At 72.5% G+C, this 22274-nt stretch carries 17 protein-coding genes; 8 read left to right on the forward strand and 9 right to left on the reverse strand.

Features of this window, described 5'->3' with window-relative positions; genetic code table 11:
* Positions 1-24: 24 nt before the first annotated feature.
* Positions 25-1335 carry an MFS transporter gene (locus ACQEU6_RS16345; protein WP_499332848.1) on the reverse strand — a complete coding sequence of 437 codons (1311 nt, stop codon included), beginning with the start codon at positions 1333-1335 and terminating at the stop codon, positions 25-27.
* 66 nt (positions 1336-1401) lie between these two features.
* Between ACQEU6_RS16345 and ACQEU6_RS16350 the strand changes: the two genes are divergently transcribed.
* A complete protein-coding gene (locus ACQEU6_RS16350; protein ID WP_499332849.1) occupies positions 1402-2151 on the forward strand; it encodes a helix-turn-helix domain-containing protein in 750 nt (249 codons plus the stop codon).
* Positions 2152-2181: 30 nt separating this feature from the next.
* Here ACQEU6_RS16350 and ACQEU6_RS16355 read toward each other — a convergent pair whose 3' ends face one another.
* The 3 genes from ACQEU6_RS16355 to hflX form a co-directional block, all read right to left on the reverse strand.
* On the reverse strand, positions 2182-3027 hold the full coding sequence (locus tag ACQEU6_RS16355; RefSeq protein WP_499332851.1) for a DegV family protein: 846 nt from the start codon (positions 3025-3027) through the stop codon (positions 2182-2184).
* 33 nt (positions 3028-3060) lie between these two features.
* Entirely contained in the window at positions 3061-4275 is a 1215-nt protein-coding gene (gene hutI, locus ACQEU6_RS16360) for an imidazolonepropionase (protein WP_067631854.1), read from the reverse strand.
* 454 nt (positions 4276-4729) lie between these two features.
* A complete protein-coding gene (hflX, locus tag ACQEU6_RS16365) occupies positions 4730-6166 on the reverse strand; it encodes a GTPase HflX (protein WP_499332852.1) in 1437 nt (478 codons plus the stop codon).
* A gap of 219 nt (positions 6167-6385) precedes the next feature.
* On the opposite strand from hflX, the gene aceB reads away from it, so the two are divergent.
* The 5 genes from aceB (at position 6386) to ACQEU6_RS16390 (ending at position 12846) form a co-directional block, all read left to right on the forward strand.
* Positions 6386-7993, forward strand: a complete 1608-nt coding sequence (aceB, locus tag ACQEU6_RS16370) for a malate synthase A (RefSeq protein ID WP_499332854.1) — start codon at positions 6386-6388, stop codon at positions 7991-7993.
* Between the two features lie 109 nt (positions 7994-8102).
* Positions 8103-9542, forward strand: a complete 1440-nt coding sequence (locus ACQEU6_RS16375; RefSeq protein ID WP_499340213.1) for an FAD-linked oxidase C-terminal domain-containing protein — start codon at positions 8103-8105, stop codon at positions 9540-9542.
* Entirely contained in the window at positions 9542-10738 is a 1197-nt protein-coding gene (locus ACQEU6_RS16380) for an FAD-binding oxidoreductase (RefSeq protein ID WP_499332856.1), read from the forward strand. Before ACQEU6_RS16375 ends, ACQEU6_RS16380 begins: the two co-directional genes overlap by 1 nt.
* Positions 10738-12024: a (Fe-S)-binding protein gene (locus ACQEU6_RS16385; protein WP_499332858.1), complete on the forward strand. Its 1287-nt coding sequence runs from the start codon at positions 10738-10740 to the stop codon at positions 12022-12024. The genes ACQEU6_RS16380 and ACQEU6_RS16385 overlap by 1 nt, the downstream gene beginning before the upstream one ends.
* Positions 12025-12132: 108 nt before the next feature.
* Positions 12133-12846 carry a hypothetical protein gene (locus ACQEU6_RS16390; protein WP_499332860.1) on the forward strand — a complete coding sequence of 238 codons (714 nt, stop codon included), beginning with the start codon at positions 12133-12135 and terminating at the stop codon, positions 12844-12846.
* A gap of 3 nt (positions 12847-12849) precedes the next feature.
* On the opposite strand, the gene ACQEU6_RS16395 is transcribed toward ACQEU6_RS16390, so the two are convergent.
* The 5 genes from ACQEU6_RS16395 to ACQEU6_RS16415 form a co-directional block, all read right to left on the reverse strand.
* Positions 12850-14517: an ABC transporter family substrate-binding protein gene (locus ACQEU6_RS16395; RefSeq protein ID WP_499332861.1), complete on the reverse strand. Its 1668-nt coding sequence runs from the start codon at positions 14515-14517 to the stop codon at positions 12850-12852.
* Complete coding sequence (locus ACQEU6_RS16400) at positions 14514-16313, reverse strand: dipeptide ABC transporter ATP-binding protein (protein ID WP_499332862.1); 1800 nt, start codon at positions 16311-16313, stop codon at positions 14514-14516. Before ACQEU6_RS16400 ends, ACQEU6_RS16395 begins: the two co-directional genes overlap by 4 nt.
* A complete protein-coding gene (locus tag ACQEU6_RS16405) occupies positions 16310-17119 on the reverse strand; it encodes an ABC transporter permease (protein ID WP_499332863.1) in 810 nt (269 codons plus the stop codon). The genes ACQEU6_RS16400 and ACQEU6_RS16405 overlap by 4 nt, the downstream gene beginning before the upstream one ends.
* Positions 17116-18108 (reverse strand): ABC transporter permease, encoded by a 993-nt coding sequence (locus ACQEU6_RS16410; protein WP_499332865.1) that lies wholly within the window; start codon positions 18106-18108, stop codon positions 17116-17118. The genes ACQEU6_RS16405 and ACQEU6_RS16410 overlap by 4 nt, the downstream gene beginning before the upstream one ends.
* A gap of 90 nt (positions 18109-18198) precedes the next feature.
* Positions 18199-19182, reverse strand: a complete 984-nt coding sequence (locus tag ACQEU6_RS16415) for a hypothetical protein (protein ID WP_499332866.1) — start codon at positions 19180-19182, stop codon at positions 18199-18201.
* A 102-nt stretch (positions 19183-19284) separates the two neighbouring features.
* On the opposite strand from ACQEU6_RS16415, the gene ACQEU6_RS16420 reads away from it, so the two are divergent.
* Positions 19285-19896 (forward strand): TetR/AcrR family transcriptional regulator, encoded by a 612-nt coding sequence (locus ACQEU6_RS16420; RefSeq protein WP_499332868.1) that lies wholly within the window; start codon positions 19285-19287, stop codon positions 19894-19896.
* A gap of 248 nt (positions 19897-20144) precedes the next feature.
* Entirely contained in the window at positions 20145-22106 is a 1962-nt protein-coding gene (locus ACQEU6_RS16425) for a sensor histidine kinase (RefSeq protein WP_499332869.1), read from the forward strand.
* The last annotated feature ends 168 nt before the right edge of the window (positions 22107-22274 follow it).

The raw sequence follows: 22274 nt of genomic DNA on the forward strand, positions 1-22274 counted from the left end.
TCGAAGACTGTGGACAACTCTGGGTCAGCGGCGCCGGGACGCCGCGGCGGCGAGCACGAGCAGCACCACCAGGAGTGCGGTGACGTGGGTCAGCGTGCCGGGCGACGAGAGGTAGACGCCGCCGAAGACGGCGATCGCGACGACGTTCGACATCAGGGCGCCCGTGTTCGTCAGGGCGGAGACCGACGAGGCCTGGGCCGGTCCCGCGGCCCCGGTGATCCGGTCGACCAGAGGGCTGAAGCCCGCGGCATGACCGAACCCGGCGACGTACAGGAGGGGTATCGACAGGAGCGGCGGCCAGCCGTCCCGGACCAGGAACGCCAGTGTCGACGCGGCCCCGGCGAATGCCAGCAGGCCCCATGTCGGAAGATTCGCCTTCGCCAGAGGCGGCAGGCGTGTCCACCCCACGCCCGCCGTGGCGAAGCCCGCCGTATACGGAAGGAACGTGAGCCCGGCGTGGAGCGGTGAGAAGCCGAACACGTTCTGCAGGTGGAGCGCGAGTGTGAAGAGGAGTCCGGTGTAGGCGCCCGTCACCGCGCAGGAGGCGAACAGGCCGGGCTTGACGAAGGGCCTGCGCAGCACCGACAGGTCAAGGAGCGGTGACGCCGTTCTCAGCTCGTGGACACAGAAGATGCTGAGTACGACGCATCCCGTTGAGAGGGACGGCCACGTCCACAACGGCCAGTGCTGTTCCCTGCCGAGTACCAGCGGCACGACGAGCGCGGCCATGCCGCAGGAGAGGAGCACCACGCCGGGCAGATCCAGGCGGACGGCCTTCCTGTGTTCCGGCGGCATCAGACGTGGTCCGACGGCGAGGAGGACGGCTCCCACGGGGACATTGACCAGAAAGATGGGCCTCCAGCTGCCGCCCAGGGTCAGGATGACGCCTCCCGCCACCTGCCCCAGGGCGACCCCCAGCGCCAGGACCATCGAGTACAGGCCGAGTGCGCGCGCTCTGGCCGCCCCTACAAAAGACAGCTGGATCAGCGACAGAACCTGCGGCAACAGGAGTGCGGCCGAGGCGCCCTGGCAGACCCTTGCGTAGACGAGAACGGCGCCGGTCGGCGCCAGCCCGCACGCCAACGACGCGGCGGTGAAGCCGAACAGCCCAAGGAAGAACGTGGTGCGATGGCCGTAGCGGTCGCCCAGCCGCGCGCCGATGACCACGAGGACGGCCAGGGCGAAGATGTAGCCGCCCGTGATGAGTTGCAGCAGAGAGCCTGACGCGTGCAGCGCGTCCGCGATTCCCGGCATCGCCACCGCCACGATGGAGGCGTCCATCGAGACCATCGCCTGCCCTGTGAGCAGCACCACCAGCAGCCATCGTCCGACCATTCCGCGAGTGTGCGGGCGGCCGCCCGCCGGCGCTTGAAGATGTTTGCCCCTGCGTACGATGGCGGCATGCGCGAGTCGATCACCGTGGCGAGGACGGACGACTTCGCCGTCCACACGGTGCGGTGCACGGGGCACCGGCCCGGATGGTCGGAGCCCGAGCCGTTCACGGGGGATCAGATCGTGCTGGTGCGGGCGGGACGGTTCCGCATGCGGTCGCGCCGCGGACGCGCCGTCATCGACGGCACCATGGGCTACACACAGAGCGCCGGCGAAGAGGGCCAGTTCGCGCATCCCGCAGGCGGCGACGTGTGCACGGCCATCCTGCTCTCCCCCGGCCTGTGGCGGCGCCCGTCCGGCCCGGTCAGAGTCAGCGCGCGCGCAGACGTCGCCCATCGCCTCCTCCTGCGCTCCGGGCCTGACACGGCCTTCGAGACGGCCGAGCGGCTCGTGGAGCTTCTCGCCCACCTCGCCGTGGACGAGCAGAGCGGCAGGCGCCGTGCACTGGTCGACGAGGCGCGCGAGGCCATGACGAGCGGCCATCCTGAAGCGGCCGGGCTCGTCTCGCTGGCGCGCCTCCTTGAGGTCTCCCCCTCCCACCTGAGCCGGACGTTCCGCAGCGAGACCGGCATGTCCGTCACCCGTTACCGGAACCGGATCCGGGTCGGCCGCGCTTTGGACCGCCTGGAGCGGGGCGAGCGGGACCTGGCCGGTCTCGCCGCCGATCTGGGCTTCGCCGACCAGGCGCATCTCACCCGCACGGTCAGGGCGGAGACCGGACGCACGCCGACCGTCCTGCGCCGCCTCCTGCGCCCCTGACGGCCTCCCTGGGCTCCGGAGGCGCGCGGGTCAGAGCCGGGGGGCGATGACGACGCCCAGCATGCCGGGGCCGACGTGGGCTCCGATGACGGGCCCGACCTCGCCGACGTAGACGTCCTGGACGTGCGGGACGCGGTCGCGCAGCCGGGCGGCGAGGGTCTTGGCGCGGGCTGCGGCGGCGAGGTGCTGGACGCCGAGGTCGACGGGCCGGTCGCCGGCCTCGGCCACGGCCAGTTCCTCCAGCCGGGCCAGCGCCCGCGAGGACGTGCGGACCTTCTCCAGCGGCGCGATGCGGCCTCCGGTGATCTCCAGGAGCGGTTTCACCATCAGCGCGGAGCCCCACAGGGTGGCGGCGGCGCCGATCCGGCCGCCCCGCCGCAGGTGCTCCAGGGTGTCGACGTAGATGAGGGAGCGGGTGAGCCCGGCCCGCCGGGTGGCGGCGGACACGGCGTCGCCGGCGGACCCGCCCGCCAGCGCGGCGGCCGCCGCGGAGAGGGCGGCGAATCCGAGGCCCATGCCGATGGTCCCGCTGTCGACGACCCGCACGGGCACGGGGGATTCCCCGGCGGCGAGCCGCGCCGCCTCGACCGTCCCCGACATGGCGGAGGCCAGGTGAACGGAGACCACCTCGCGCGCGCCGGAGGCCGCGGCCGCCTTGTAGGCGTCCGCGAACCGCTGGGGCGCGGGACGGGACGTGGTGACGGGATGCCATTCCCTCAGCGCCCGGGCGGCGTCCGCGGCGCTGATGTCGCCTTCGTCCCGGGTGGCGCCGCCGACGGCGAGCTGGAGCGGGACGACGGTCAGCCCGTGCCGTTCGGCGAGCCCGGGGGGAAGGTAGGCGGTGGAATCGGTGACGACCGCGACCGCACTGCCCATGGCGGCGACACTACCCGCCGCCGCGCGCCTCCGTCAGGGCTGGACGGGGACGCCGCCGCGCCAGATGCGCAGGGCGCGGAGCCCGAACGCCCAGGCGAAGGCGCCCTCGTGGTCGGCGTCCCACAGGACGATGTCGGCGAGCATGCCCGGGGCGAGGGAGCCGCGGTCTCCGACGCGCAGCGCGGCGGCCCCGCCGAGGGTGGCGGCGCGCAGGGCCTCGGTCACGCTGAGCCCGAACATCGCGACCGACAGCCCGATGACGAGCGGCATCGACGTGATGCCGCACTGGCCGGGGTTGTGGTCGGTGCCGAGGGCGACGGTGACGCCGCGGTCGAGCATCTGCCGGACGGGCGCGGGGGCGCGGCTGCTGTTGAGGGAGCTGCCGGGGCAGACGGTGGCGGTGACGCCGGCGTGGGCGAGGGCCTTGATGTCGTCGTCGTTGGCCTGGGTGAGCAGGTCGGCGGACGCGCATCCGACCTCGGCGGCGACCTGCGCGGCGCCGATGCGCTCGTTGGCGCAGGCGTGCATGCGGGCCTTGAGGCCGGCGCGCTTGCCGGTGAGCAGGAGGGCGCGGGCCTCCTCGGCGGTGAAGTGGCCCTCGTCGCAGTAGACGTCGATCGAGTCGGCGCCGGCGACGGCGGCGTCGCCGGCCCACAGGCGGACGGCCTCGATGTAGTCGCGGCGGCGTCCGAAGAACTCGGGCGGCAGGATGTGCGCGGCGAGGAACGTGGCGTGGATGCGGGGCATGGAGGGCTCGCCCTCCAGCGACCGCAGCATCCGGATGTCGGCGAGCTCGCCGTCGCGGGTGAGGTGGTAGCCGGTCTTGGCCTCGACGGTGGTGGTGCCGGCGAGGATCCACTGGCGGAGCCGTTCGCGGACGCCGTTGCAGAGCGTCCAGGGGTCGGTGCCCCGGGTGACGGTCACGGTGGAGTTGACGCCGCCGCCCGCCGCGGTGATGGCCGAGTGGGACGAGCCGCTGGTGCGCATGGCGAGCTCGGCCCAGCGGTTGCCCGCGTAGACGGGGTGGGAGTGGGCGTCGATGAGGCCGGGGGTGACGAGGCCTCCGCCGAGGTTCTCGACGTGGTCGACGTCGACGATGTCGTCGATGATGCCGGGGACGCTCTGCGGGAGGTCCGAGGCGGGCCCCGCCCAGACGATCCGGTCGTCGTGGATGAGCACCGCGGCGTTGCTGCAGACGTCGGTGCCCGTCCAGAGCCTGCCGATGTTCGTCAACAGCCGTACCGTCATAGGGTCACCGACCTGGATGGGGCCATGCGCACGTGAGCGCGGTGCAGGATGCCGTGAGGCGACGGTGCGGGCCGCGGGCCCTCGTTCGAGCGTTCGGACCTGCCATGGTTGGGCCACCTGCTCTCGATCCGAAACGCCGACTGGGTGCCGGCGACTCCACCGTTGGAGGGTCGGGTGGCCGGAGGGCCACCGCTGGCAACGAGACCGGAGATATCGGTTTCGTCACGGTAGTGCACTGAACGTCCGTCCGACAAGCTCTGATCGCAGCACATCGACACCCATCACCCCGCCCCTTAGCTCTACGACGGTACGGATTTCAACAGCACCGTCAAGCGGATTGGACAAGCTGTCACCGTTCGGCGACCAAGGTGGGACTTCGGACGTCCTAGAACCGACCACCCAGCCCGTCCCAAACTCGCCGGGCCCCCGCGCGGGGGCCCGGCGAGACAGGGATTCAAGCCGTCGGAGAGACGGTCTCGTACTGGACCAGTTCGCCCGCGAGGTCGGCCGGCACGCGGGCGTGGAGGACGGTGCCCTCGGCGACGTGCTCCTGCTTGAGCACCTCCCCGCGCTCGTGCACGCGCGCGACGAGATCGCCCCGCTCGTAGGGCACCAGGACCCGCACCTCGCTCTCCAGCCCCGGCAGGTCGGCCTCGATCGCGGCGCGCAGCTCCTCGATGCCGAACCCCGTGCGGGCGGACACGACGACGCTGTGCGGCTCGCGGCGCTGAAGGCGCGCGATCGCGAGCTCGTCGGCGGCGTCCGCCTTGTTGATCACGATGATCTCGGGGATGCGGTCGGCGCCGATCTCGCGCAGGACCTCGCGCACGGCGTCGATCTGCGCCTCGGGGTCGGCGTCGGAGCCGTCCACGACGTGCAGGACCAGCCCGGCGTCGGTGACCTCCTCCAGCGTCGACCGGAACGCCTCGACGAGCTGGTGCGGCAGGTGCCGGACGAACCCGACGGTGTCGGCCAGGGTGTAGGCGCGGCCGCCCGGCGTCTCGGCGCGCCGGACGGTGGGGTCGAGGGTGGCGAACAGCGCGTCCTCCACCAGCACCCCGGCGCCGGTGAGCCGGTTGAGCAGGGACGACTTGCCCGCGTTGGTGTAGCCGGCGATGGCCACGGCGGGCACCTGGTGGCGGCGCCGCTCGCCCCGCTTGGTGTCGCGCGACTTGGACATCTCGGCGATCTGGCGGCGCAGCTTGGCCATCCGGGTGCGGATCCGCCGCCGGTCCAGCTCGATCTTGGTCTCGCCGGGGCCGCGGCCGCCGATGCCGACGCCGCCCGCGGCGCGCCCGCCGACCTGCCGGGACAGGTTGCCGCCCCAGCCGCGCAGCCGCGGCATCAGGTAGTCGAGCTGGGCGAGCTCCACCTGCGCCTTGCCCTCGCGGCTCTTGGCGTGCTGGGCGAAGATGTCCAGGATCAGCGCCGTCCGGTCGATCACCTTGACCTGGACGGTCTCCTCCAGGTGCCGCAGCTGGCTCGGCGCCAGCTCGCCGTCGCAGATGACGGTGTCCGCGCCGGTGGAGATGACGATGTCGCGCAGCTCCGCGGCCTTGCCGGAGCCGATGTAGGTCGCCGGGTCGGGACGCGACCGGCGCTGGGCGACGCCCTCGAGCACCTGCGAGCCCGCGGTCTCGGCGAGCAGCGCCAGCTCGCGCAGGGAGTTCTCGGCCTCCGCGGCCGTCCCCTCCGTCCAGACGCCCACGAGCACGACCCGCTCCAGCCGGAGGGCGCGGTACTCGACCTCCGTCACGTCGGTCAGTTCGGTGGACAGGCCCGCGACGCGGCGCAGTGCCCGTCGGTCTTCCAGGTCGAGCTCACCCGTCAGGGGCTCGTACTCGATCTCGTCAGGAGTCTGGGTCTGGTCTGCAGAGAAAGGTTCAGTCATATGTCCTCGTAGAACGCCGCTTCGCGGCCGTATCTTCCCCGCGATCGTCTCACGCACCGTCCCCGGTGGTCACCTGGTTATCACCCAGTTTCCCCTTGGGTTGACGCAAGCGCGCGCGGGGAGGTCTGCAGGGAACCCCGCTTTGACCGGCCTCCGTACCGGCGAGTACCGTTCTCCACACAACAGAAGTCGAATTTCGCTATACGAAAGGGCAGGCAGATGGCTGGACTGGAAGGCATCGAGGTCGCCGGACCCCTCGGCGAGCGGTACGAGGAGATCCTGACCCCCGAGGCGCTCGGCCTGCTCGCCGCCCTGCAGCGCGAGTTGGGCGCCCGCCGCAAGGAGCTGCTGAAGGCGCGCGCGGAACGCCAGCGCAGGCTGTCCGCGGGCGGGACCCTCGACTTCCTGCCCGAGACCGCCGGCGTCCGCGGCGACGACTCCTGGCGCGTCGCCGCGCCCGCGCCCGGCCTGGAGGACCGCCGCGTCGAGATCACCGGCCCGACCGACCGGAAGATGACGATCAACGCGCTGAACTCGGGCGCCAAGGTGTGGCTGGCCGACTTCGAGGACGCCAACACCCCGCTGTGGAACAACATGGTCGAGGGGCAGCTCAACCTGCGGGACGCCCTCGACCGCGCCATCGACTTCACCGACGCCAGGAGCGGCAAGTCCTACGCGCTGAAGGACGACGGGGAGCTCGCGACGATCGTCGTCCGGCCGCGCGGCTGGCACATGGAGGAGAAGCACCTGCTCGTCGACGGCGAGCCGATGTCGGGGTCGCTGTTCGACTTCGGCCTCTACCTCCTCCACTGCGGCCGCAGGCAGCTGGACAAGGGCAAGGGCCCCTACTTCTACCTGCCGAAGATGGAGAGCCACCTTGAGGCGCGGCTCTGGAACGACGCGTTCAACCTCGCCCAGGACGCCCTGGAGATCCCGCGCGGCACCATCCGCGCGACCGTGCTGATCGAGACGATCCCGGCCGCGTTCGAGATGGAGGAGATCCTCTACGAGCTGCGCGACCACTCCGCCGGACTGAACGCGGGCCGCTGGGACTACCTCTTCTCGGTGATCAAGAAGTTCCGGGACCGGGGCACCGACTTCGTGCTGCCCGAGCGGAACGCGATCACGATGACCGCGCCGTTCATGCGGGCCTACACCGAACTGCTCGTGCGGACGTGCCACAAGCGCGGCGCGCACGCGATCGGCGGCATGGCGGCGTTCATCCCGTCCCGCCGCGACGAGGAGGTCAACCGGGTCGCGCTGGAGAAGGTCCGCGCCGACAAGACCCGCGAGTCCGGCGACGGCTTCGACGGCTCCTGGGTCGCCCACCCCGACCTCGTCCCGGTCTGCCGCGAGGTGTTCGACGGCGTCCTCGGCGAGAGGCCGAACCAGCGCGACCGGCTGCGCGAGGACGTGCACGTCTCCGCCGCCGACCTGCTCAACGTCAGGGCCACCCCCGGTGAGATCACCGAGACGGGCCTGCGCAACAACATCGACGTGGCGCTGCGCTACCTGGCCACCTGGCTGGACGGCGCCGGCGCGGTCGCGATCCACAACCTGATGGAGGACGCGGCCACCGCGGAGATCTCCCGCTCCCAGGTGTGGCAGTGGATCTACAACGGGGTCTCCACCGCCGAGGGCCAGAAGATCACCAAGGAGTGGGTGGAGGAGCTCCTGGACGAGGAGCTGGGCAAGATCCGCGAGGAGCTCGGCCAGGCGTACAACGAGCCCCGCTACGGCCAGGCCGTGGAGCTCTTCAAGGAGGTCACGCTGGCCGACGAGTACTCCGAGTTCCTCACCACGCCGGCCTACCAGCAGTTCCCGTAGCGGGCCCGGCTCCGGCGGCGTTCGCGGACCGTCCGGGAGAGGTGTTCCGGACGGTCCGCGGGACCTTGCGGCAGGTCGGCGGGCGGGGGATCGTGGAGAGGTGGAGACCATGCTCACGGCGCTCGGGCCCCGGCTGGAGGCGCTGCTCGGCGCCGACCGGGTGATCATCGATCCGGTGCGGCTGCGCACCTACGAGTGCGACGGCCTCACCAACCACCGGTCGACGCCCGGCGTCGTCGTGCTGCCCGACACGGCCGAGCAGATCGCCGCGATCGTGCGGGAGTGCGCCGCGGCCGGCGTCCCCTACGTCGCGCGCGGCTCGGGCACGGGCCTGTCGGGCGGCGCGCTCCCCCGGGCGGACGGCGTGCTGATCGTCACGTCCCGGATGAACCGGATCCTGGAGATCGACATCCCGGGGCAGCGGGCCGTGGTGGAGCCCGGCGTGATCAACCTGGACGTGACGCGGGCCGTCCGCCCGCACGGCTACTACTTCGCGCCCGACCCGTCCAGCCAGCAGATCTGCTCGGTGGGCGGCAACGTCGCGGAGAACTCCGGCGGCGCGCACTGCCTGAAGTACGGCTTCACCGCCCACCACGTGCTGGCCTGCGAGGTCGTCACGCCGGGCGGCGAGCTGGTGGAGCTGACCGCGGACGGGCCCGGCTACGACCTGCTCGGCGTGTTCGTCGGGGCCGAGGGCACGCTCGGCATCACCACCAAGATCACGGTGCGGCTGACGCGGGTCCCCGAGACCGTGCAGACGCTGCTGGCCGCGTTCGGCTCGATCGAGGCGGGCGGCGGCGCGGTGTCGGCGATCATCGGCGCGGGCGTCGTCCCGGCGGCGATCGAGATGATGGACGCCCTGGCGATCGAGGCGGCCGAGGCGGCGGTGCGCTGCGAGTACCCGCCGGGCGCCGGCGCGGTGCTGATCGTGGAGCTGGACGGCCCGGACGCCGAGGTCGCCGCCCAGTTCACCGAGGTGGAGCGGATGTGCCGGGACGCGGGCGCCTTCGAGATCCGCATCGCCGCCGACGACGCGGAGCGGGCGCTGATCTGGAAGGGGCGCAAGTCGGCGTTCGCGGCCGTGGGCCGGATCAGCCCGGCCTACCTCGTCCAGGACGGCGTGATCCCCCGGACGGTGCTCCCGGACGTCCTGGCCCGGATCGACGCGCTGTCGGCCGAGTCGGGCGTGCGGGTCGCGAACGTGTTCCACGCGGGGGACGGCAACCTGCATCCGCTCGTGCTGTTCGACGACGCCGAGCCGGGCGCGGAGGAACGCGCCGAAGAGGTGTCGGGCGCGATCCTCGACCTGTGCATCGAGCACGGCGGCTCCATCACGGGCGAGCACGGGGTCGGCGTCGACAAGGCCCGCTACATGCCGCGCATGTTCACCGACGCCGACCTGGACACGATGCAGATGGTCCGCTGCGGATTCGATCCGGCGGGGCTGTGCAACCCGGGCAAGGTCTTCCCCACGCCGCGGCTGTGCGGGGAGGCGCCCGGCAAGCGCAAGGGCCCGCACCCGTTCGAGGGAAAGGCGGACATCTTCTGATGCGGCCCCTGGACGCTCTGGCGAAGGTCTGCGGCGACGTACGGCCCGGTGAGCCCGCGGAAGGCGTGCTCGGCGTGGAGCCCGTGCTCGTCGCGGCGCCGAAGAACCTGACCGAGGCCGCCGACGTCATGCGCGTGGCCGCCGAGAAGGGTCTGGCCGTCGTGCCGCGTGGGGCCGAGACCCGGTTGGACTGGGGCGAGCCACCGGAACGCTGCGATCTGCTCGTCGACACCCATCGGCTCAACAGCCTCGTCGAGCACACGGCCGGGGACCTCGTCGCCAAGGCGGAGGCCGGGCTCGCGATGGAGGAGCTCGCCGGGAAACTGGCGGAACGGGGGCAACGGCTCGCGCTCGACGTCCCGCTGCCGGGTTCGACGGTCGGCGGGACGATCGCCACGAGCGCCGCCGGGCCCCTGCGCACGCTCTACGGGACGCCCAGGAACCTGGTCATCGGGCTCACGGTCGTGCGGGCGGACGGCCAGGTCGCGCGCTCGGGCGGCAAGGTCGTCAAGAACGTCGCCGGCTACGACCTGGGGCGGCTCTTCTGCGGCTCCTACGGAACCCTCGGCCTGATCGTGGACGCCACGTTCCGGCTGCACCCCGTCCCCGAGGCGGCCGCGTACGTGACGTGTGCCGTCGACGGCCCAGAGGACACGAACGACGCGGTCCAGACCGTCCTCCACTCCCCCATCGCCCCAAGCGCGGTCGAATACATCAGTCCAGGGACGGTCTCGGTCTTCCTTGAGGGCGTTCCCGACGGTGTCGCCGCGCGCGCTCGGCAGACCGCAGAACTCCTCGGCGAGAAGGCAGAGATCTCGGATACCGCGCCAGACGGTTGGGGCCGGTATCCAGAAGGCACCACCCTCATCGACATCGGCGCCCCGCCGTCCTCGCTCCGCGACGTCATCACCGCGCTCGATGGGGACGCGGCCGCGACCTGGAGCGCCAGCGGGCATGGTCACGTGGGCCTCCCCGCCGAACTCGGCCCGAACGAGGTGGCCGACGTCCTCGGCCGTCTGCGGGACGTGCTGAAGAAGCACCGCGGTCACGCCGTCGTCCGCTACGCGCCGCAAGAGGTGCGCGGCGAGATCGACCTGTGGGGGCCGATTCCGGCGCTGACGCTGATGCGGCAGGTGAAGGACCAGTTCGACCCGGATCACCGGCTGTCCCCGGGCCGTTTCGCGGGAGGAATCTGATGAGCGCCCAAGACGACCTCCCGGACCTGCTCAACGACTGCGTGCACTGCGGGTTCTGCCTTCCGACATGCCCCACCTATGTGCTGTGGGGCGAGGAGATGGACTCTCCCCGGGGCCGCATCCATCTGATGCAGCAGCACGCGGACGGCGAACCGCTCAGCGGGCCGATGGTCGAGCACTTCGACCGCTGCCTGGGATGCATGGCGTGCGTGACGTCCTGCCCGTCCGGGGTCCAGTACGACCGGCTCATCGAGATGACCCGCGCCGACGTCGAACGCGAACACCCCCGCCCGCTGAAAGAACGCGTCATACGGGAGATGGTCTTCCAACTCTTCCCGTACAGGCGGAGGCTGCGCGCCCTGCGCGGGCCCCTCCGCGCCTACCAGAGGTCGGGTCTGGAACGGCTCGTGCGGTTCAGCGGCATTCTGGAACGCGTTTCACCGTCCCTGGCGGCGATGGAACGCCTCGCTCCGCCGCTCGGCAGGGCGCCGAGGCCGCCCGAGCGCGTCGCCGCGCGCGGCGAGCGCCGCGCCACGGTCGGGATGCTGACCGGATGCGTCCAGGGCGAGTTCTTCCCGGACGTCAACGCCGCCACGGCACGGGTGCTGGCGATGGAGGGCTGCGACGTCGTCATCCCCAGGGGGCAGGGATGCTGCGGCGCGCTGTCCCTGCACTCCGGACGGGAGGAGGAGGCCCGCGCCTTCGCCCGCCGGACGGTCGAGACCTTCGAGGCCGCCGACGTGATCGTGGTGAACTCCGCGGGCTGCGGGTCCGCGATGAAGGAGTACCGGGCGCTGCTCGCCGACGACCCGGAATGGTCCGGGCGGGCGGAGGCGCTCTCGGCCAGGACGCGGGACCTGGCCGAGTACCTGGTGGAACTCGGGCCGCGGGCCGAGCGGCGGCCGCTTCCGGTCACGGTCGCCTACCACGACGCCTGCCACCTCGCCCACGCGCAGGGCGTCCGGAGCCAGCCCCGCGACCTGCTCGCCGCGATCCCCGGGCTGACCGTCCGCGAGATCGCCGACCCGGACGTCTGCTGCGGCTCGGCCGGGACCTATAACCTGTTCCAGCCGGAGGCCGCCGGAGAACTCGGCGACCGCAAGGCGGTGAACGTGGACGCCACCGGAGCCGAACTACTGGTCGCCGCCAACCCCGGCTGCTCGATGCAGATCGCCACGGCGCTGCGCCGGCGCGGGGCCGCCATCGCGGTCGCGCACACCGCGCAGGTGCTGGACGCATCCCTGCGGGGACTCGGCCGCGACGCCCTCACCGCGCGCGGTTCGTAGCCCGCGGACCAGGACCGCCGCCGATCCGGCCGTCCGGTATCGTGGCCTGCCCGCCGTGAGCAGGGACAACGCCGACCGAGCCGGAGAGGGCCCGAGGGAGCACCGACCATGTCCGACAGCCGCCAGCCGTACCGCTCGCACCGCCGCAGGAAGAAGAGCCACGCGGGGAGGGTCGGGCTCGCCGGCGCCCTGACCGGCGCCGTCGGGATCGCCGCGGTGGCCGGAGCGATCATGGTGCTGCGGCCCGGCACGGGCGACGGCGGGAGCTCCTCGCCGCCCGGCCTCGCCAGCCAGGGCGACGCCGCGGGCGCGTCCGTGCCCGCGCCGAAGGCGGGCCCGCAGGTCGGCTTCACGACTCCGGAGGGCTACGGCTACAGCCTCGCCGCCGTCATGGCGGGGACGTCCCGGCAGCCGCTCGGCGCCACGCAGGCCCCGCCGTCGGGGACGACCTACGCCTACGCCGACTACGTCCTCACCAACAGCGGGCGGCGGCCCGTCCTGCTGGACTTCCCCGCCGACCTGTTCATGCCGAAGTCGCAGGTCCCCGCGTCGGCGCGGGAGCGGTGCATGCCGCAGGCGGGCGTCCCGGACGACATGTGCACCCTCCCCAACCACAGCAAGATCACCGCCCGGATCGACGGGTCGAAGGCGCCGGTCGAGGAGGGCGGCGACACGATGCTGCCGGCGGGCGCCTCCTACGTGGTCCGCATCGCCTCCGACCTTCCGGTCAAGGAGGACCTCTCCGCCGACGACCTGCGCCTCTACGTCTGGAACGCCCGGTTCACCAGCGACCGCAAGGGCATCCGGCTCGACTTCCCGTGAGCCTCACCGGCCGGTGAAGCCGATGTCCTGGTAGACGGGGTCCAGGAAGCCTCCGGCGCCCACGTTGGCAAGCTCCGCGCGCACGGCGACGAGCTGGGGACGCTGATACAGGGGCAGCACCGACGCCTGGCGCCAGATGAGCCGGTCGGTTCTGTTCACCAGGCTGTGAGCTCTTTCCGGGCTGATCTCCGCTATGGCCCGGTCCATCGCTGCGTCGATGGCGGTGCTGCCGATCCGCGAGTAGTTCTGCTGGACGTTCCGCCCGCGCGGACGTGCGAACACCGCTTTCATCTGTGAGATGGGGAACGGCGTGCCGAGCCAGGAGAACGGAACGATGTCCATGTTCCCGGGCGTGACGTACCGCTCGAAGACGTCGTCCGCGGGAACGACGTGGATGTCCACTCGGACGCCGATGCGTTCGAGTAGCGCACGCGTCAGTTCTCCTTCCCGCTTGCTGATGGGAACTCCCGATGGCACGACGAACCGCAGCGCGAGCGTGCGCCCTGCCTTGACGCGGTATCCGCCTCGCATTTTCCAGCCCGCCTCGTCCAGGAGCCGCCCGGCCCGTGCGGGGTCGTACGTGCCGAGCCCACCCGAGTTGTCCTGGTAGCCGGCCTGGGTGTTGACATAGAAGTGGCTGCCGAGCGTCTGGACCGGTACGCCCAAGCCGGACAGGTCGGAGCGTGCGATGACGCGCCGGTCGATGCCGAGCATCACCGCCCGGCGCACCCGGGCGTCGGACAGGACGGGTCCCGCCGCGTTGAACGTGAAGTTCCGCCAGTCCGGCCCGCCGGCCCTCCGGACGGCGGCGCCGGGGACGCCCCGGACACGCTGCAACGCATCCGCGTCGAGGCCGATGTCCATCAGGTCGATCTCGTCGTTGGCGAACGCGCCGGGCATCGCGCTGGTGTCCATGGCGCGGTACACGATCCGGTCGAGCTTCGCCGGTGGACCCCACCAGGCCGGGTTTCGCACGAGCGTCACCGTCTTGGCGGTCCGATCGATCCGCTGGAATCTGAACGGTCCGGCCGTAACGGGTGCGCTGCCCATCCAACCCGTATTGAACGCGCGGGGGCCGGCGTAGGCGGCAGCCGGGTACAGCGGGCTGAACAGGCTGTGCCAGTCCGCGTAGGCATGGGCGAACGTCACCTCGACCGTGTGTTCATCAGCGCCGCGTTCGATCCGCTCGATCTGCTGGTATCCGGTGACGGCCGACACCTCGAAGCGCGGGTCGCGTCCGGACAGGGCACGGGCCTGCGCCAGGAAGTCGGCGTAGCCGATGGGCCGCCCGTCCGACCACTTGGCGCGCGGATTGAGCCTGTAGGTCACGGTCTGGCCGCGCCGGGCCCGTTTCACCGTGGCCGACTCCAGATACTCCGGGACGGGACGCGGGACGGCCTTCTCGTCGGACCGCATCAGATACGGCATGACCGCCTGCATGACGTGCTCGACCGCGCCCTTGGCGCCGTTGACGTGGTTGGTGTTCCACTGGGACGGGAACTCGGGGAGCGGCCAGCGGAGCGTCCCGCCCTTCACGACACGGTCGCGCGGAGTCGGGTTCACGTCCGCGGCGGGCAGCACCCCGGACGCGTCAGAGGCCGACGGGGCACGGCACCCGGCGCCGGTCATGAGCACGGCCCCGAGAAGAGCCGCGACGAGGACCGGTTTCATTGCTCGGCCGCCGCCGAGACGAGCGGATGGTGGCAGGCGACGGCGTGGTCCGCCGCAATGGCGCGCGGCATCGGATCGTGGTGTTCGCATTGGCGTCCGTCTTCGAGGGTGAGCGTGGCGTAGCGCGGGCAGCGGGCACGGAACCGGCAGCCCGAGGACCCGACCGCGGGGTCGGACAGGTCGTCGTGCGGAAACGCGGGGCGAGATCGGTTCCGCCCCGGCCGGAGCGAAGGCATGGCGTCGAGCAGAGCCCGCGCATAGGGATGGGCAGGAGTTCCGTAGATGCTCGCGACCGGCCCTATCTCAGCGACGCGCCCATTGCGCATCACGGCGACCCGATCAGCGAAGCCCCGGACCAGGGCAAGGTCGTGGGTGACGAACAGGCACGCCAGGCCGAACCGCACCCGGATTCGTTCCAGCAACTCCATGACGCCCGCTCGCACGGCGGCGTCCAACGCGGACACAGGCTCGTCCAAGAGAAGCAGGCGGGGTTCCAAGGCAAGCGCTCTGGCCAAGGCCACACGCTGCCTTTGCCCGCCCGAGAGGGCATGCGGGAAGCGCCGTGCAAGGCCGGCTTCCAAGCCCACCAACGCGAGAAGCTCCTCCACACGGCCACCGGTCGGCATCCGGTGCGCGATGAGCGGTTCGGCGATGATGTCGGCCACCCGCATACGCGGGTTCAGTGAGGCGTACGGGTCTTGGAACACGACCTGGACGTCTCTGCGCAAAGCCTTGCGGTCGGCGGTGCGTAAGGCGGCCGTGTCCTGCCCGAAGACGGTGACGCGCCCCTCCTGCGGACGGGACAACCGCAGTATCTCCATCAAGGTCGTGGTCTTGCCGGACCCCGACTCCCCCACCAGCGCGAGCGTCTCGCCCTCACGGATGTCGAAGCTCACGCCGTCCACGGCACGCACCTCGCCGGCCCGCCGCCGTAGCGGCGTCCCCTGTAAGGGATAGCGACGGACCAGGCCGTCCACCTGGAGAACCACCGGCCGCCCAGGCCGGGCACGGGGAACCAGCGCCTCATCCGTACGCGGCCACGAGCGCAGCAGGCGGCTCGTATACGGCGTCCGGGGACGAAGGAAGACCCCCTCCACCGTGCCCGCCTCCGCCACCCGCCCCTCGTGCATCACCACGACGCGGTCCGCGAAGCCGGCGACGGCCGCCAGATCGTGAGTGATCAGCACGATCGCGGCGCCGCTCGCCTCCCGAGCGACCCGCAGGACGTCCAGCACCCGCGCCCGTACGGCCGCGTCCAGGGCCGATGTGGGCTCGTCCGCCACGATCGCGACCGGGTCGTGGGCGACGGCCATGGCGATCACCACGCGCTGCCGCATCCCGCCGGAGAGCTCGTACGGGTAGGACCGGGCCCGCCGTGCCGCGTCCGGCATGCCGACCAGGTCGAGCAGCTCCACGGCGCGAGCGCGCGCCGCCGCACGGCTGGCCGCCGAGTGGATCCGGACTGCCTCGGCGATCTGGGCGCCCACCGTTCGGACGGGCGAGAGCGCCGACAGCGGATCCTGGAAGACCATCGCCAGGTCCTTGCCGCGCACCCGCGAGAGTTCCGCGTCGGTCCGTCCCAGCAGTTCCCGGCCACGCAACCGCACAGAGCCCGACACACGGGCTCCCTCCGGCAGCAATCCCATCAGAGCGAGCGCGAGCGCGGTCTTGCCGGCTCCCGACTCGCCGACGATCCCGAGCGCCTCCCCGGCCCCGGCCGAGAAGCTCACGCCGCGCAGGACGCGCGCACCCGCCGCGTGGCCGACCGCCAGGTCGGCGACCTGCAGAACCGTCAACGCCCCGCCTCCGGGTCGAGTGCGTCCCGCAGCCCGTCGCCGAGCAGGTTCACCGCGACGACGATCAGGACGAGCAGCCCGGCGGCGGCTCCGAAGGCCCACGGGTGCGCGGCCGCCCCGCCCTGGCCGTCGGCGATGACCGCGCCGAGCGAGACGTCCGGCGGCCGCACCCCGAACCCGAGGTAGGACAGCCCGCTCTCCGCGGTGATCGCGACGCTCACGTTCAGGCCGGCGTCCACGGCCAGCAGCGACGCCAGCCCCGGAGCCACATGCCGCACGACCAGCCGCGGCGTGCCGACGCCGAGGAACCGCGCGGCCAGCACGTGGTCGCGGTTTCGCAGGGAGAGCGTCGCGGCGCGCACCGCGCGGGCGGTGACCATCCACATGAACGCGGCCAGCAACGCCGCGAGCACCGGCCGCCCTCCGGCGGCGCGGGACGCCAGGACGGTCACGACCAGCAAGGACGGGAGCACCAGCAGCAGATCGACGCCGCGCATCAGCATGCGGTCGACCCGTCCGCCCAGGAACCCGGCCGCCGTCCCGACGAGGGCGGCGAGTCCGGTCGACAGGACGGCGGCGCACGATCCGACCAGGAGAGAGTTCTGCGCACCGCGCAGGGTGTAGGCGAAGACGTCGCGCCCGCTCTGGGTCGTGCCGAGCCAGTGGCCGCCGGACGGCCCCTGCCGGAAGGCGGTGAAGTCGGTCTCGTCCCATCCCCACGGCGAGACGAGAGGTCCGGCGAAGGCGAGAAGGAAGAGCAGCGCGAGCAGAACCGCCCCGGCGACCCCACGACGGCCGACGGTCATGGCGTGCTTCCCCTGCGGACGCGGGGATCCAGCACCCCCGCCAGGACGTCGGACGCGAGGGCGGCGAGCACGACGGCGCAGGCGGCGAGGCATTCGACGGCGGCGACCGCGTTGGCGTCGCCGCGGGAGATGGAGCCGACGAGCCACTCCCCCAGTCCGTGCCGCCCGAAGGCCGTCTCGGTGAACACCCCGCCGAGCAGGACCAGCCCGGACGTGTAGGCGGCGTAGGTCGTCATCGGGACGATCGCGATCCGGAGCCCGTGCCGCAGCAGCGCGCCGCGCCGCCGCAGGCCCCTCGCCCGCGCGGCGCGCACGTGATCGGCGTGCAGCACGTCCAGCATCAGGCCGCGCTGGTAGCGGGCGCAGAGCGCGAGCTGGCAGAGCGCGATCGTGGCCGTCGGCAGCGCCAGGCGGCGTGCCCGGTCCGCAAGATCCCAGAGTGCGCCGCGGGACGCCCCCGGCGCGGTCTCGCCCACCCAGACGAACACCCGCATCCCCAAGGCGTCGTTGACCTCGCCGGCCGCGATCTGCAAGAGCACCGCCAGGACGAACACGGGGGCGGCGAGCAGCAGGCAAGTGCCGCCGGAGATCAGCCTGTCGGCCGCCCGACCGCGCCGGACGGCGGCGTAGGCGCCGAGCGCGACCCCCATCGCGCTTCCCAGGACCGCTCCCGGAGCCGACAGGCGCAGGCTCACGCCGAGACGCCGCCGCAGTTCGCCGCCGACCGGCTCGCCGGCCCACGTGCGGCCGAAGTCGCCGTGCACGACGCCCCCGGCCCAGGTGAGGTATCGCCGGGCCAGGGGCGTGCGGTCATCGAGGTTGAGCGCGCCGAGCCGCGCGTCGATCACGGCCTCCGGCGGACGGGGCGCGCGGTCCTCAAGGCCGGTCCGCGGATCGAGCGCCGCGGCGGCGAGCAGGTAGCCCAGGCTCGCGGCGAGCACCACCAGCACCGCGTGGTTCGCCAGCCGCCGAGCCACGAACGTCGCCACCGTCGTCCCTTCCCACCACCCGACCGTCACCGAATGTTAGGGAATGGGCACGCAGAGCGCATGGGTTTGCCAAGAATCACACGGCGACGGTCACGCGAGCGCCGGTTCGCGGTCGAGCGCGGCCTCTCTTCCCGGACGCCTCCGCAGACCGCCGAGGATCACGAGCAGGAAACCCCCGCAGGCCCAGGCCGCCAGGACGGTGAGCGGGCGGGCCTGCCCGGCGCCGTCGAAGAACGCCGCCGACCGCAGGAGGGTGGCCGACGCCCCCGGCGGCAGGTACTGGCCGATGGTCCCCCACGGCTGCGGCAGCAGTTCCGGCGCCGACGTCGCCGCCGACAGCGGATTGCCGAACAGCAGCAGCGTGAGCCCGCCCAGGCCGATCCCGGCGCGCCCGAAGACGGCGGCCAGGCCGACCACGGTTCCGGTCACGGCGAGGACGGTCAGCGCCATGACTCCGGCGAGCGCGAGGTAGGAGCCGGGAAGCAGCGACAGCCACCCCTGCGCGATCCACGCGACGTCCAGCCCGCCGAGCAGGGCGAAGATCACCGTGCCGGCGGCACGCCAGGCGAGGGACGTGACGGCGAACGTCAGCAGCACTCCGGCCGCGAGCCCGGACATGACCAGCGGGAGCGCGAGAGCGCCGAAACCGGCGCCACGGGGGTCGTCGGGATCCGCGGCGACCACGTCCTGGACGGGCGGGGACGCCGACGCGCCCCCGGGGTGAAGCCGCGCCGCCATCGCCGCGAGCTGCTGGGCGACCAGCGGCGAGGCGGCGGAGGCGGTGAGCACCTTCGGGCCGGACGGCGCCGTGACGACGGCGCCGTAGGCCTCGCGATCCGCTATCGCGGCGCGCGCGGCGGCCTCGTCGGGGGCTGTCCGGACGTCGAAGGCGCCCGGCCGCTCGCGGTCGAGCAGGCCGGCGACCGTGGTCGCCTGCGGGCCGGTCACGACGATCGGGACGTCATGCGGCGCCGTCCGCGCGGCGGGCCACGAGAAGGCGACGATCATGACGAGCTGCAGCAGCGTCGCGCCGACGGCCGCGCCGAGGGCGCGGACGGCGAGGGAGGTCCGCACTGTCTCCTCCAAAAAAACGAATGTCCGTTCTCTTTAACGCGGCCAGCGTGGCACCCCCCTCGGACCTTGTCAAGAAACGAACGTTCGTTTTATATTGGCGCCATGCCGAGAGTCAGCGAGGAGCACCGGGAGCGCCGCCGCCGCCAGATCCTGGACGCGGCCCGCACCTGCTTCATCCGCAAGGGCATCCACGCGACGTCCATGCAGGACATCTTCGCCGAGGCCGGTCTCTCCGCGGGCGCCGTCTACCGGTACTTCAAGAGCAAGAACGAGATCATCGAGGCGAACATCGCGGTCGTGATCGGCGACCTGCGCACGTTCTTCACCGACCTCGCCGAGGGCGACCCGCTGCTCCCGGTCGACGAGGTGGCCGGGCGGCTCGCCTCACGGGTCGTCGCCCTGTCCGGCGACGACGGCCCGCTCCGGCTCGCGCCGCAGGCCTGGGCCCTCGCCATGCACGATCCCGAGATCGCCGCCTACGTCGCCGACAACGTCACCGGACTGCGCGACACCTGGAGCCGGTACACCCGCCGGCTGGTCGACGCCGGCCTCCTTCCCGCCGACACCGACGTCGTGGCCGCCGGCAAAACGCTGTTCGCGCTCTTCCCCGGCTTCCTGATCCAGCGGGTACTCCTCCAGGACTTCACCCCCGAGGACATGAGGCGCGGACTGCAGGCGCTGACGCGCGCGAGCATGTTGACTCTGACGCCCTGACCCGCGACGATCCGGCATCCCCGCCGCGCCCGGCCACCCGACCCGCGGCCATGACGGAACGCTGACCTGCGCCCTCCGTTCATTTCGCCCGATTCCACGGTTACCATCACGGCACGCCCGCATGCGCCGCTACCGGGGAGTTCTCCGCCGAACCGGTCCAGCGGTGTCCTGAGGCGGACGCGTTTCGGACTGCGGGACAGGGAGCTGCGCGTTTTAACATTCCATTACCTTCGGGCGGGGAGTGGGGCATGGGGACGGAAGAGCACGACGGCGGAGCGGGGCGCATGGGCGCCCTCCTCGCGCTGACCGCGGTCGCGTCCGTCGCCGCGTCCCTGGCCGTCGGCACCCGCCTGCCGTCCGACCTGCGGATGGTGTGGTGGCATCCCGAGATCCTGGTCGCCCTGGCCTGGACGCCCGCGGGCGCCGTCCTGCTGCGGCACCGGCCGGGGCTGAAGGTCGCCTGGCTCATGGTCGGCTCGGGTCTCAGCGCCTCGCTCTACGTGCTCTCGCTCAACCTCGGCCCCTGGTTCGAGCTCCACGGCTGGCCCGGGGCCGGGTTCGTCCAGTGGCTCGCGGTCTGGCTGTGGGCCGTTGACACCTACGCCCTGACCCTCGTGCTGCCGCTGATCTTCCCGGACGGGCGGCTGGTGTCGCGGTGGTTCCTGCCCGCCCTCGCCCTCGCCTGCCTCGTCCCGGTCATCGTCTGCGCGCACCTGACCGTCGACCCGGACGTGCGCCGCTGGCACAACGGGGTCTCGGTGTACCCGTTCGAGGAGATCCCGCTCCCGATCAGCGCGGTCATCGTCACCGCCCTCGCGGCGGGCCTGTTCTCGGTGGCCGTGCGGTTCGTGCAGGCGCCGCCGGACGTCCGGCGGCAGATCGCCTGGGTGGTCTATCCGGGCCTCGTCGCCGAGGCGATCATCTTCGTCGGCGAGAACGGCCCGATCGGCGACCCGCTGCGCGACCTCACGATCGTCGCCGTCCCCATCTGCATCGCGATCGCGATCACCCGCTACCGGCTGTACGACATCGACCTCGTGGTCAGCCGGACGCTGGTGTACGCGGGCCTCGTCGTCGTCATCACCGGCGTGTACTTCGCGCTCGTCGGCACCGCGAGCCTGCTGGCCCACGGCCGGGGCACCCTCGCCGGGCTCGCCGGGGCGATCGTCGCGGGCGCGGTGTTCGAGCCCGTCCGGCGGCGGCTGCAGCGCACGGTGGACGGGGTCATCCACGGCGAGCGCGACCCGTACCGGATCGCCGACCGGCTGAACCGGCGGCTGCAGACCGCCGCGAACCCGGGCGCCGCGCTCGCCGTCGCCGCCGAGGTGGCGCGCTCGGCCCTGCACGCGACCGGCGTCACGATCGAGGTGCTGGACCGCGACGGAAGGACGGTCTCCGCGGAGGACGGCGTGCTCGGCGAGCGCCCGCAGCTCATCCCGCTGGTGTGGCACGGGGAGCCGGTGGGGCGCCTGCTGTTCGGCGTCACCCGCACCCCGGACGCGCGGCTGTCGAACGTCCTCGCCCGCAACCTCGCCGAGCTGGCGAACGCGGCGCGGCTCTCCGCGGACGTCCAGCGCTCCCGGGAGCACATCCTGCGCACGCGGGAGGAGGAGCGGCGGCGGCTGCGCCGCGACCTGCACGACGGGCTCGGGCCGACGCTGGCCAGCCTCGCCATGACGGTGGACGCCGCGCGCATCACGCTGAGGACCGACCCGGAGGCGGCCGACACGCTGCTGGAGGAGCTGCGCAGCACCATGGGGCGCACCATCGGCGACATCAGGGAGCTCGTCTACGGCCTGCGGCCGCCCGCCCTGGACGACCTCGGGCTGGAGGGCGCGATCCAGGCGCTCGGCGGCGTCGTCGCCGCCGGGGACGGCCCGCGGGTGGACGTGCGCGTCGAGGGCGACCTGAAGGGCCTGCCGGCCGCCGCCGAGGTCGCCGCGTACCGGATCGTCCAGGAGGCGCTGACGAACGTCCACCGGCACGCCGAAGCGGGCTGCGCCGAGGTGCGGCTGCATCTGAACGGGGATCTGCACGTCACCGTCGACGACGACGGCGTGGGACTGCCCGGCCATGTGCGCTCCGGCATCGGCATGTCGTCCATGCGCGAGCGTGCGGCCGAACTGGGCGGATCCTGCACGGTGGGGCCCGGCCCCAAGGGCGGGACTCTGGTCCGCGCCAGGCTGCCGGTCAACGGCGCCTCACCCTGAGCGCCGCCCCTCCCGGTGGGAGGGCCGGTGACCGCCCCCCGCCAAGAAGGTCGCCACCGGCCCTCGGGCTCCGTACGGGCCCGGGGCTCCCATCCCGGTCCATACGGGCCATTCACCAGAGGGTGTGCAAGAGAGAAGTTATGCGGCGGAAGGTCCCGCCGGAGAGGG

This window comes from Spirillospora sp. CA-108201, from assembly GCF_050936235.1.
In the GTDB taxonomy this organism is placed as follows: Bacteria; Actinomycetota; Actinomycetes; order Streptosporangiales; family Streptosporangiaceae; genus Spirillospora.